The sequence below is a fragment of the Clostridioides mangenotii TR genome, from assembly GCF_000498755.1.
Taxonomy (GTDB): Bacteria; Bacillota; Clostridia; order Peptostreptococcales; family Peptostreptococcaceae; genus Metaclostridioides; species Metaclostridioides mangenotii_A.
This window is the reverse complement of the sequence record NZ_AXUS01000029.1, coordinates 19,278-32,501: the sequence shown is the minus strand read 5'-3', so window position 1 is coordinate 32,501 and position 13,224 is coordinate 19,278. Positions and strand designations below refer to the sequence as shown.

General features: G+C 30.3%; 6 protein-coding genes and 1 rRNA gene. All 7 read left to right on the top strand.

Going from position 1 to position 13,224, the window contains the following annotated elements:
• Positions 1-130: 130 nt before the first annotated feature.
• The 7 genes from rrf (at position 131) to addA (ending at position 13,218) form a co-directional block, all read left to right on the top strand.
• Positions 131-247, top strand: a 5S ribosomal RNA gene (rrf, locus tag T473_RS0113225).
• Between the two features lie 543 nt (positions 248-790).
• Positions 791-2,728 carry a hypothetical protein gene (locus T473_RS0113220; RefSeq protein WP_024622328.1) on the top strand — a complete coding sequence of 646 codons (1,938 nt, stop codon included), beginning with the start codon at positions 791-793 and terminating at the stop codon, positions 2,726-2,728.
• Positions 2,721-4,022 (top strand): UvrD-helicase domain-containing protein, encoded by a 1,302-nt coding sequence (locus tag T473_RS19290; protein WP_242825942.1) that lies wholly within the window; start codon positions 2,721-2,723, stop codon positions 4,020-4,022. Before T473_RS0113220 ends, T473_RS19290 begins: the two co-directional genes overlap by 8 nt.
• Positions 3,959-4,960 (top strand): 3'-5' exonuclease, encoded by a 1,002-nt coding sequence (locus tag T473_RS19285; RefSeq protein WP_242825941.1) that lies wholly within the window; start codon positions 3,959-3,961, stop codon positions 4,958-4,960. The genes T473_RS19290 and T473_RS19285 overlap by 64 nt, the downstream gene beginning before the upstream one ends.
• Before the next feature lie 20 nt (positions 4,961-4,980).
• Complete coding sequence (locus T473_RS0113210) at positions 4,981-5,877, top strand: PD-(D/E)XK nuclease family protein (protein ID WP_024622327.1); 897 nt, start codon at positions 4,981-4,983, stop codon at positions 5,875-5,877.
• Positions 5,867-9,337 (top strand): helicase-exonuclease AddAB subunit AddB, encoded by a 3,471-nt coding sequence (gene addB / locus T473_RS0113205; protein ID WP_024622326.1) that lies wholly within the window; start codon positions 5,867-5,869, stop codon positions 9,335-9,337. Before T473_RS0113210 ends, addB begins: the two co-directional genes overlap by 11 nt.
• Positions 9,334-13,218, top strand: a complete 3,885-nt coding sequence (gene addA / locus T473_RS0113200) for a helicase-exonuclease AddAB subunit AddA (RefSeq protein WP_024622325.1) — start codon at positions 9,334-9,336, stop codon at positions 13,216-13,218. Before addB ends, addA begins: the two co-directional genes overlap by 4 nt.
• The last annotated feature ends 6 nt before the right edge of the window (positions 13,219-13,224 follow it).

Genomic DNA, 13,224 nt, shown 5'->3' with positions numbered 1-13,224 from the left:
GGTCGAAGGTGGAAGTGCAGCAATGTATGGAGCTTATCGATACTAATAGATCGAGGACTTGACCTGATTTTAGATGATTTACTAAATTATATATGTAGTTTTTAGAGTACTAACTCTAATTTAAAGATTATGTGGTTACTATAGCAGAGAGGATACACCTGTTCCCATTCCGAACACAGAAGTTAAGCTCTCTTGCGCTGATGGTACTTGGTGGGAAACTGCCTGGGAGAGTAAGACGTAGCCACGTAGTCTTTTTTTATTTTTAATTTAAAAAATGGAGGGGTTAATGGTTAAATTCCGAACGTATATGATGATGTTGATGTGAGCTTGTAGGCTGGCTAAGAAACCACGCCAGACATCTAAAAGCTCACAACAACATCATCATATCCATTCGAAATTCAACCATTAATCTTCTTTTTATTTAAATCTAAATCCTTAAAAGCTTCCTACGTTAGGGCTGTGTTTCGGGGAAGATCAAAGTCAAAGTTATGAACAAGATCACAAAGTTATGAACAAGATCAAGATCTGAGAATTTTTAGTTAATATTGTATTTTTTATTTTTTATTTCTTTTTTGGCTAACCTCAAGTTGAATAGTAATAGTCGAAGACTACTGAATTAAGATTGAAGTACATATTAAAATAAGAAAGATTAGTATGAAAATATGTTTAAGATCTTGGATTATGCCTAACTGTAGGGTTATACTTGTCGGAGACACCTCTTTATCTACTTCGACATGTATCTAAGATCTTTATGTTATAATTAATAATATAATAATTGATGAGGTGAAGTATGAAGTATTTATATTATAAGGAAAATAATGGTAAATCATTACAAAAATATATTGATTTAGTAACTAAAGAAAAACTAAGATCTTCTAAAATTATGTTTTTGGTTCCTCGATCAAATCTTGTGTTTAATTATAGGAATTTAATAAATTTGGATTTTAGCGAAGAGTTAAATATTACTACATATATAGGGTTTGTGAAAAAAGAATTGGTTAAATACTGGCCGTTAATATTAAAAAGATGTACGAATATAAAAAAGAAGTGTGTTTCACCAGTGTTTATTTCAAATAATTTATGCGAGTATTTATTGATTTCTAAAGTAGAGGAAAAGAGAAATTTGGAAGGATACTTTGCTGATATTACTGCTACGAGTAGGTCGATTGCAAATAGTATAAAGCTAAATATAGAAAAATCGGCTTATAATCTTGTTGATTTAATGAGTATTGGCGATAAGATTTATTCGTCGAAAAAGAATAAAGATTCTATGGTTAAGTTTTCTTATAGTCAAATGGATGAGGTTATTAATTATTATATGGATACTTTACTATCAAATGCTATGCTCGATAATGCAATGAGCGTTTATTTGTACAACAAATTCTTGCTAAATGACTCTGATTATCTAGAAAGATTGTGCTCTAATTTAGATTATTTGATAGTAGATAGTTTAGAGCTTTCTTCTAACGCTGAGGTAGATTTTGTAGATAAAGTTTCTAAATATTTAAAAGAGACGCATATATACTTTGATAGAAAGAAGGATTATTCAGTATTTAATAATGTGGATTTTGAGTATATAAATGGGATAATACTTTCTCAGATGGATAATAGTGTAGATTTTGATGAAATATATAAAGGTGCTACTTTAGGAGATATTTATTCGCTTGATTTTGATATTTCTCTAAACGATTCAAGTCAGCTATATAATCAAATGGTAGATGCAATAGATAAAAAGATTGATGATCTTATAAAAAATGGTGCAGATCCTAAGGATATAGTTTTGATCTCACCTATTAATAATACAGTTCTTGATATGAGATTAAAGTCTTATCTTAGCCGAAAGTCTTTAAATCTTAAAAATACTAAACTGGATAGAAAAATTACAGACTATCCTTATGCAAATGCTCTACTTGTTGCTGCGTGCTTACTATACGATAAAGATGATTATATCAATGATGAAGAGTATATTAATTTTATTGAAGTTGTTTTAGGTGTTAATCCTATTGTTGCTAGGAATATATTTAATGATAGATTTATTATAGAAAATGGTGATCTATTAAATGATTTATACTGTAAAAATTACAGAGATTATAAAGCTATTATTGATTATATAAAAGGAAAAAGAGATGTTGATATTGAGATATATGAATTTTTAATAAAGTTTTATGTTGATCATATGCTTCAACTTAAACATGGAAAAGAAAATGTTAAAATATGTAAGCAAATTGTACATGAGAGCAAGTCTTTTACTGAGAATATAGAGCTATTAGAAATAACAAGTAAAAAGAATAAAGAGGAAATTTTCATAGAGGCATTTAAAATGACTACTTATGATTATTACTCAATCATGGATTTAAATGAAATAAAAGATGGAGGGGATCTTATTCTGACTACTCCTTATGCTTATATTTCTTCAGAGATGAATAGGCCTATACAGATTTGGGTGGATATTGGCAGTAATTTATGGAGTATGAAAATAGAAAAAGAAATTAGCAATTTAGTAGTTCTTAGAAAGTCTTTTGCTAAAAATCAAGTATTTACAAAGGAAATGGAAGAGACCTATAAGAAATACTATCTATACAACACAATATACAATATTTTGTCTTTTGCCCAAAAGGTGTACACTTTTAAAAGTGAGTACTCTGTAAATGGATATGTACAGGAGAGTAATTTGTACGGAATATTTATGAATATGTTGAGTGGAAAGGAGTCTGATAACCTTGAATAATATAAAATACAGGGAAGACCAACTTCCAATAATAAACTATGAGTCCGGCACTATGGCAGTTCCAGCAGTTCCTGGAGCTGGAAAGACTTTTATTGTTACTAACTTAGTTGTAAAGCTTCTTCGTGAGGGAAAAAATGATGGAAAAAAGATCCTTATATTAACATATATGAATAGCGCAGTGAACAATTTTAAAGGCAGAATTAAAAAATTGTTAGAAGAAAATGAGATAAATGGAACTGATTCATATGAGGTTATGACTATACATAGCTTAGCAATAAAAATCATCAGAGAGAATCCGGAGGCTATTATGCTTAGTGAAGACTTTAATATTGCGGATGATTTACAAAAAAATATGATTCTTACAGATTGTATAAAAAATTTTAGAACAAATGGTGGAGAAAGAAGTTTTAGCTGGTTTGTGAAGGAACAAAAAGATCCTGAGTGGCGACAGAGAACTTTGGATTCTTGGGAAAATGGATTTTTTGATATTGTTATAAATGCTATAAGTCAGTTAAAGTACAAGGAAATAACGCCTGAGATTCTTGGAAACTTAGTTTATAGTAGCGATGTTGAGTTTCTGAAGGTTGTATACCCTATATATAAACAGTATGATAAGAAATTAAAACAAAATGGTCTCTTAGACTACGATGATATACTTATATTTGCCAATAAAGCTTTACAAAATGACGAGAGCTTAAGAGCTAAATTTGAAAATAGATATAAATATATATTTGAAGACGAATGCCAAGATTCTAATGAAATTCAGGGTAAGATAATTAGACAGATCTCTGAAAAAAATAATAATTTGGTCAGAGTTGGAGATGTTAACCAGAGTATAACGGGCACATTTTCTTCATCAGATCCAAAGTTTTTTAAACAGTTTATGGAAGAAGCACAGATGTGCTACAAGATGTATATGTCAGGTAGGAGCTCAAAAGATGTGCTAGATTTGGCAAATAAATTGGCAGAGTATGTTACATGTGAGTTTAAACAGGAAGAGTGTAGAAATGCACTTGAGTATATGGATATAAAAACAGTTCCAGAAGGAGAGGGATATAAGTCAAATCCATCTTCAGATAACTATAATATAAATATAAAACTTTACAAAACTTGGAATGAAGAGATTGAAAATACAGTGAGATATGTAAAGGGAATAAATAAGAAATATCCAGATAAAAGCATAGGTATACTTGTACCTTTTAATAATCAAGTACCCAAATTGCTGAGGTTATGTCGGAAAATAAACTTGAATTTGAAGAGCTTGGTCCTAACTCTGCTAAGAAGAGAAAGGTGATAAATAAAATTTCATCTGTCCTTGATTTTATTTTAAATAGCAATGATGTTGATAAACTTTTAGAGGCTATTAAAGAAATTCATCTAGACGATTATTCAGATGAAACAAGTGAAACGCTAATCGATTATGTTAAACATAAGAATTATAGCGTAGAAGAATTATTGTACGGTACTTTTAATGATAAATCTTTCAGATTAGATTTAGGTGAGGATCTTCTAAACTTACCTGAAGGAAGCAGTGTATTTGAAAAATTTAAAGAAAGCTTAATAAGTATAAGAGAAGTACTTGGTTACCCTAGAACTAGGATTGATCTTCTTATAATGTACATTGGCGATAGTATAGATTTGAGTGTTGAGGAGTCTGCAATAGTTGATTACATATCTTTTTATGCAAAATACCTGTGTACTGAAGATGTACATTTCGATTTGAGTAATTTACACAGCATCTTGGCAGATAGCAAAAGTAGAGTGTTTTCGCATATAATAGATGTCGTGTACGAAATTAACGGGTATGAACCAGAGCCGGGAAGCATTACAATTTGCAATTATCATAAGTCTAAAGGATTAGAATGGGATTGTGTATTTTTACTTGGTCTTACAGAGTATAATTTCCCAGACAATATAAATCAAAAATTCCAAGGTGAAAAGTGGTTTCTAAAGGAAAAATACAAAAATCCTGTAGCAGTAATTAAATCTGAAGTAGATGAAATTAGCGGGTCTAAATACTCAGGTAATCATACATATGAAGAAAAGATTAGTTTGATCGATGAGAAAATTAGGCTTTTATATGTTGGAATTACTAGAGCCAAGGAGATGTTGATTTTATCTAGTAGCGCGTATAGAAATGATGCAGATATAGGTCGAAAGAATAAAGAACAAGCCCCTTGCGATTATATAAAAGAGCTAGGAAAGTATATAATTTCTAAGAGGACTGAGTAAAAGAGAATGGGAATGATGAGATGAATAGAAAATTAGTGAATTTTAACTACAGTCAAAACTCGATAAATACATATAAATCATGTCCAGTAAAGTTTAAATACAAGTATATTGATAAGATAAATTGGATGAAAGACGATATTGAGAGTAGAGGATATTATGACAGTTTAAAAACTGGTCTAGATTTTCATCTTTTGTGCGAAAGGCATTTCAATTCTATACCAGTTGGAATGGATATAATAAGTGATGATGATAGAAGTAAATTTATAAAGTGGTTAGATAGAGTTAAGAGAGATATCCCTATAGAACAAAATAAAAAATATTTGACAGAGTATAAGATTTCACTCAATTTAAATGGAAATAAAATTCAAGCAATGTACGATCTTATAGTAGTAGGTGAAGACTCCATTGAGATATGGGATTGGAAGACTGAAGCTAGAAAGATAAACTATAAAAATGTCGAAAGTAGGGTACAGACAATAGTATATATGTTTTTAGCAAAGGAGGTTATTCCAAAGCTGTTTGGTATACAAGTTGAATTTGAAAATGTAAAGATGACATATTATCAACCAGGGTTTGAAGATACGAAGATAAGCATTTTGTACGACAAAGAAAAGCATGAAACATTTAAAAATTATATTGTGAATTATGTAGATATGATCAAAAAAACCGATTTTACTGATAATGAGAATATATTTTTAAATGATGCAGAATCTGTACAAATTGATGGAGAAATGTTGTATAATAATAACATAGAACGTATGTGCTGGAAAAGCGATGAAAGCACTATTAACACAGGAGAAAATGCTATTAAATTAATTAAGAATAAAAAACACTGCAATTACTGCGAATTTAATAAATTATGCAACAATAAAGATGTAGACTTTGAGATTTTGGAGAGTGAGGTTTATGGCACTTAGATTTATTTTTGGTCGTGGTGGAGCTGGAAAATCTTCATATATACTTGATGAAATAAAAAGGCAAGTTAAGTCTGATGAAAAAACTCCAGTTTTACTTATTGTACCAGATCAATATACGTTTGAAATAGAAAAAAAAGTTAGTGAATTGTATTTAAGGGAAGAAAAGGACAAGTACCTAAGAACTAGGGTACTTAGTTTTAATTCACTTAGTCGTATTGTTTTTTCACAAGTTGGTGGTCTTACTGATGTAAATATTAATACTAGTGGAAAGGCAATGATTACATATAAGGCAGTTGAAAGTGTAGCAGATGAACTAAAAGTTTTTTCTAAATCAATGACACAGCCAGGATTTATAAGCTCTATATCGGATACTATATCCGAGTTAAAACAGTACAATTTATCTTATGAGAAATTAGATGAAGTTTCGGATAGAATTGAAAATGAAATGCTTAGTATGAAGCTTAAAGATATAAGTAAAATCTACGAGTCATTTGAGAAAAATTTGCATGAAAAGTATGTTGATTCACAAGATATACTGGAGTCCTTGGCAAATAAAATATCTATGTCTAACTATTTAGATGGAGCTAGAGTATATATAGATGAATTTACGGGATTTACACCAAAACAGTATAATACACTAAAGGAAATTTTGAAAAAAGCTAAGGAAGTAAATATATCTCTTACTTTAGATAGGGTAGATGATCTTGGTTATAGCAAAATGGATATATTCTCTAGGACAAAATTTACTTATAATAAGTTTATAAAAATGTGTAAAGAAGAGTCTATAGAGGTTCTTAAGCCTATTAATTTAAATGTTGGTGATATTAAGAGATTTGATGGAAATAAAGAGCTATTACATTTAGAAAAGTACTATAACTTTTACCCATATAAAATTTACAATAATAAAACAAATAATATTGAAATAAAAGAGTTTAACAACTTGTACCACGAAATAGAAGAGATTGCTAAAGAAATAACTATTTTAGTTAGAGAGAAAGGTATTAGATACAAAGATATAACAATTGCTACAAGGGATTTGAATAGATACAATTTCTTAGTTCAATCAATTTTCAGTGAGTATGATATACCCTACTTTATAGATAAAAAAAGAGAAGCTAAGAGTAACCCTATAATTGTGCTTATTATATCTATTTTAGAGATGAAAAATAAAGGTTATAAGTACGACACTATGTTTAGATACCTAAAGAGCGGACTTCTAGGTTTTGATGATGACGATATTAGTTTATTAGAAAACTATGTGCTTGCAAATGGAATAAAAGGAAATAAGTGGTTTGAAGAAAAATGGAATTATCGTGTTAATCATAATTACTCAAATGATGAAAGTGAGTATGAATTGAATTTAAAAAATAGGATTTATGAAATTAGGAATGAAGTTCTTAGACCAATATTAGAGTTTCAAGGTAAGTTAAAGAGAAAAAATAAGGTAGAAGAAATTTGCAAGTATATTTACGAATTTTTGCTTGATATAAAACTACCTGAGACTATAGAAAGTTTAATCTCCGAATTTAAGACGGCAGGAGATTTAGATAGAGCCAGCCAGTATTCGCAGATATGGGATATAGTGGTAGATATGCTTGATCAAATGGTTGAACTTCTTGGAGATGAGTTTATATCAATAGATAGATTTACTAAACTTTTAAATTTGGGATTTGAAGAAAATGAACTCGGACTAGTTCCTCCAAGTCTTGATCAAGTACTAGTGAGTAGTGTTGATAGGATGAAAAATACAGATACAAAATATCTGTATTTAGTTGGAGCAATTGATGGAGTATTTCCGATGATAACAAAAGATGATGGTTTAATTAACGATAAAGATAGATATTTACTTGAAGAAAAGGGAATAGAAGTTGATATAGACAGCAAGACAAAAACATATGAAGAACAGTTTTTAGTTTATAGAGCACTTACATCAACAAAGGAAAATCTAATAGTATCTTACCCGATATCAGATCATGAAGGTAAGACACTTAGACCGTCGACTATTGTATCCAGATTAAAAAAAATATTTCCTAATGTAAAAGACACGAGCTATCTGGTAGAGCTTAGTGAAAAGAATGATGATACTATTCTTAAGAAAATTACAGCTAAAAAGCCGACTTTTAATGAAATGATAAATGCTTTTAAAGAATATGATGTAGATGAAAATCACGAAGAGGTGTTAAACAGTATTTGGTTGGATGTTTATAGATTTTTCTTAAAAGATGATCAGTATAAAACTATAACAGATAACCTTCTAAAAGGTCTTAGATATACAAACCGCTTAAGTAAAATAGAAGATAAAAAAGTAAAACAGCTTTATCAAAGCAATTTACTAAGTGTATCCAGATTAGAAAAGTATTCGGAATGCCCGTTTTCGTATTTTATTCAGTATGGACTTAAGGCTAAGGAGAGAAAAGAGTACAACTTTACTCCTCCAGACCTAGGGATATTTGTCCACAATATCCTAGAGATATTCTCAAAAGAGCTTTCAAAGGACAGGCTAGGATGGAGAGATATAGATAATAACTATATCAAAGAAAAGGTTTCAGTTATTGTAGATGAGCTGATAAAAGTTATACCTGGGTATATCTTAAACAGTTCTGCCAGATATAAATACCTTTCATTTAGATTAAAAAAGATGCTAACAAGTTCAATTTCGATTATAAGTCATCACATTAAAAACGGGGCGTTTGAGCCTGCTGAATACGAGGTTCAGTTTGGGATAGATAGTAAATATCCTCCTATAAAAATAGTATTACAAAACGGTGAAGAAATAAAATTAATTGGTCAAATAGATAGAATTGATGAATTTGAAAAGGGCGAAGAAAAGTACATTAGAATAATAGACTACAAATCGGGAACAAAATCAATGAGTTTGACGGATGTTTACCATGGGCTTCAACTTCAATTGATGGTTTACTTAGATGCAATGCTTGAGAGTAAAAATACAGAAGGTGTAGATCTTAAACCTGCAGCAATAATGTATTTTAAAATAGATGATCCAATAGCAAGCTTTAATGAGAATAAAGATGATGGAGAGATCAAAGAGGCTATTTTAAAAGAGCTTAGAATGAAAGGTCTGTTATTAAAAGACAGCGACATAATAAGAGAGATGGATAAGAATCTTCAAGGTGAAGGAAGAAAGACATCGCTTATTATACCTGTATCCTTTAACAAAGACGGAACATTAGGTAAAGGTACTTCTCTTGTTGACTATGATGAATTCGATATAATAAGAAAATATGTAAAACAGACAATAGTAGATATATGTGAAGACATGATGGGTGGAAATATTGATATATCTCCGTACAAACACAATAACTCAACATCATGTGATTTCTGTAAATATTCAGCTATATGTCAGTTTGATACTACACTTAAAGACAATAAATACATGATAATCAACAAAAAATCTAATGATGAGATAATTCAAATGATGAAAGGAGATATTGTAAAATGAGTTCTCCTAAATGGACAAAAGAGCAGCAAGAAGTAATAGATAATAGTAATTCCGATCTTCTGGTTTCAGCTGCTGCAGGGTCGGGAAAGACTGCAGTTTTGGTTGAGAGAATTATCCAAATGATAACTTCAAAAGAAGATCCTATAGATATAGATAGGCTTTTAGTAGTTACATTTACAAATGCAGCAGCTTCAGAGATGAGAGAGAGAATTGGAGATGCTATAGTTAAAGAGCTTGATAAAAATCCGGAAAGTAAATTTTTACAAAATCAGATACTACTTTTAAATAGGGCTAGTATAACTACTATACATTCCTTCTGTCTAGATGTAATAAAATCAAATTTTCATACAATAGAACTTGATCCTAATTTTAGAATTGGAGATCAGACAGAGTGTACACTTCTTAAGAAAGAAGCACTGGAGGAAGTCTTTGATGAGCTGTACGAAGAAAATAATAAAGGTTTTCTAAACTTAGTTGAAAGTTATGCAGAGAGAGGTGGAGATAAATCTATACAGGATATGTTACTTCAGATATATTCTTTTGCGATGACTTCACCAGAACCAACAAAGTGGCTAAACGAATCAGCTGAGATGTTTAATATAGATGAAGACTTCGAATTTTCGGATTCTATATGGGCGAAGTATTTACTAGAATCTGTTGAGCTAGAACTTGCCGGAGTTGTGCAAGATATGAGAAATGCTATCGACAATATAGAAGGTATAGAAGAAATAGAAACTTTTAATGATAAATTAAAAATTGAGTACAAAAAAATAGAAAATATATTACAGGCTTGTAAAATTTCATGGGGAGAAACCTATAAAGAACTATCGAAATTTGAATTTGAGAACTACGTAAAAGGTGTAAAAAGAATACCAAAAGATGCACCTGAGTACATCAAAATATATAAAGATAGATCTAAGGCAACTAGGGATAAAGCTAAAAAGTCTATAGAAGAAATAATAAAAACTTCGTTTAATAAGGATAGTAAATCTATAACTTATGAATTAAATATACTGTACCAACTTATGAAGCCGATCTCTGACTTAGTGCTTAAATTTGATGAAAGATATGCTCAAAAGAAGAGGGAGAAATCTATTATAGATTTCAATGATATAGAACATTTCGCACTAAAGATACTTACAGATAAGGGAGAGGATGGAGAGCTGGTACCTTCTGAAGTTGCTATTAAGTATCAGGAAACTTTTTATGAAATATTTATAGATGAATACCAGGATAGCAACCTTGTACAAGAAGTTCTTCTTAAATCAGTTTCTAAATCGGAGCATCCTAATAGATTTATGGTCGGGGATGTAAAACAGAGTATTTATAGATTTAGGCAAGCTAGACCGGAGCTTTTCTTAAGTAAATACAACGACTACAGTACTGAAAAAGGAAGTCGCCATAGAAAAATAATGCTTTACAAAAATTTTAGAAGCAGGGATGAAGTAATCGATTCAATAAACTATATATTTGAAAATATAATGAGTGTAAATATAGGTGAGATAGCATACACAGAAGATGAAAGATTAAACTTAGGGGCAAGTTTTAAAGAAAATGAATGTGAAAATACTGTAGTAGGAGGAGCTACCGAAGTACATTTAATTGAGAAAAACGATAAGTTAAAATCAAGTTTAAATGGAAATTCAAGCGAAGAATACAATTTTGATGATGAATACAATGATAACGAAGATGAACATGAGGAACTCGACAATATTCAGATAGAAGCGAGAATGGTAGGCAAAATTATTAAAGAAATGATGAAACCAAATAAAGGTGGCGAAATTCAAAAGGTGTACGATAAGACTTTAGACGATTACAGAGCAGTAGAGTTTAAAGACATCGTAATATTACTACGCGCAACCTCAGTTTGGGCACCAGTTTTTTCCGAAGAGCTTATAAATATGGATATCCCGACATTTGCAGATATAGGGGTTGGATATTTTGACACAATAGAAATTAAAACTTTGATATCTCTGCTACAAGTAATCGACAACCCAATACAAGATATACCTTTAGTAGCAGTTTTAAAGTCGCCAATATTTGGATTTACACCAGAAGATCTTGTAAATGTAAGGGTTGTAGATAGGGAAGGAAGTTTTTATGAAGCTTTAAAGATTTTATCAAAATTTGAAGCTGTGGATCACACAAAAGATAATATCGAAACTGATACTGAGAATGTTGAAGAATTAAATTTTAAAGCAGAAATCGAATCTGAATTTTTAGAGACAATATTTAAGAGCAAGAAGTTTTTGAACAAACTTGAAGAGTATAGAATTAAATCGATATACATGAGTACTTACGAATTTTTATGGTATATGTACAATGATTCTGGTTACTACGCATATGTAGGTGCTATGCCAGGAGGAGTTCAAAGACAGGCTAATTTAAGAACTCTGTTTGAAAGAGCAAAGCAGTTTGAAGAGACAAGTTATAAAGGCATATTTAACTTTATTAATTTTGTAGATAAACTTAAAAAATCTAGTGGAGATATGGGAAGTGCAAAGACTTTAGGAGAGAACGCAAATGTAGTTAGAATAATGAGTATCCATAAGAGTAAGGGTCTTGAGTTCCCTGTAGTGATATGTTCTGGACTAGGTAAAAATTTCAATATGCAGGACTTTAGAAAGAATATTTTATACCATCAGGACCTAGGGTATGGACCGCATTTTGTGGATTTTGATAGGAGAATATCATTTCCTAGTATTGCAAAAGAGACTTTAAAAAAGAAAATACTAATGGAAAACTTATCAGAGGAGATGAGAGTACTTTATGTTGCTCTTACAAGAGCAAAGGAAAAGTTAATACTTACAGGTTCAACTAAAAGTGTAGATAAAAGTTTGGACAAGTGGTCATCGAATATAGATAGTAGTGGAAAGATATCTGAGTATGGAATTTTTAAAGGAAGAAACTATTTAGATTGGATAATGCCTGTAGTAATTAAGCATAAGGACTCGGCAAATATAAGAGAAAACTTAAATTTAAATATTTGTATTGACGATGATAGATCGAAATGGACAACTAGAATATGGAATAGAGATGAGATCAGCATAAATTCTGTAGAGATTGATGAAAAAAATAGTGTAGAAAGAATAATCAAAAACATCGATTTCGAGGAATACAATAGCAACTACGGTAAGTTAATTGAGGATTCTCTGAACTACAGATACTCATACAACTTGAGTACTGTAAAACCATCGAGCATTTCAATTACTGAAATAAAAAAAATACAAGAGAATTACGATGAGGATTTGTCTGATTATATATTTAGTCAAAATAAGTACGAGACTAGTCTAAAAAAACCTCTATTTGTCCAAAATAGTGAAGTAAAGAATAAGATAAGTTCATCTGAGCGAGGTACTATAGTGCACATGTTTATGCAGCTTGTAGATCTAAATAGAGTTGCAACTATTGACAGTATTAAAGAGCAAATAGATGATTTAATAAAAAGAAATGTTATAACAGAAAATCAAGCGGCTGCAGTAAATCCGTTTAAAGTATACAAATTTTTCAAGAGTAATTTAGGTAAAAGAATGCTTAAATCAGAGCTTATTTATAGAGAAAAAGTAATATATTCTAGGGTTAATATGAAAGATGTATACTTTAACGATGAAGAGATATTGAGAGATGAAGTAAATATTTATGATGATGAAACTCTTATGATGAGGGGTATAATAGATGCGTATTTTGAAGAAGATGGAGAAATTGTATTAGTTGATTACAAAACAGATTTTGTGAACGAAGAAAATACAGAAGAAATTTTAAATAGATACAAAAAACAGTTAGAACTTTATGCAAATGCATTAAGTGAACTTACAGGAAAGAAAGTAAAAGAGAAGTGGATATACTTATTTGGATTAGAACGAGGTATCTTATACAAATAGTATAAT

What these genes read in the sequence shown, in the direction of transcription:
- T473_RS19285 (WP_242825941.1), top strand. Translation starts at nt 3,959, where the DNA reads ATGTCGGAAAATAAACTTGAATTTGAAGAGCTTGGTCCTAACTCTGCT.
- addA (WP_024622325.1), top strand. Translation starts at nt 9,334, where the DNA reads ATGAGTTCTCCTAAATGGACAAAAGAGCAGCAAGAAGTAATAGATAAT.
- addB (WP_024622326.1), top strand. Translation starts at nt 5,867, where the DNA reads ATGGCACTTAGATTTATTTTTGGTCGTGGTGGAGCTGGAAAATCTTCA.
- T473_RS0113220 (WP_024622328.1), top strand. Translation starts at nt 791, where the DNA reads ATGAAGTATTTATATTATAAGGAAAATAATGGTAAATCATTACAAAAA.
- T473_RS0113210 (WP_024622327.1), top strand. Translation starts at nt 4,981, where the DNA reads ATGAATAGAAAATTAGTGAATTTTAACTACAGTCAAAACTCGATAAAT.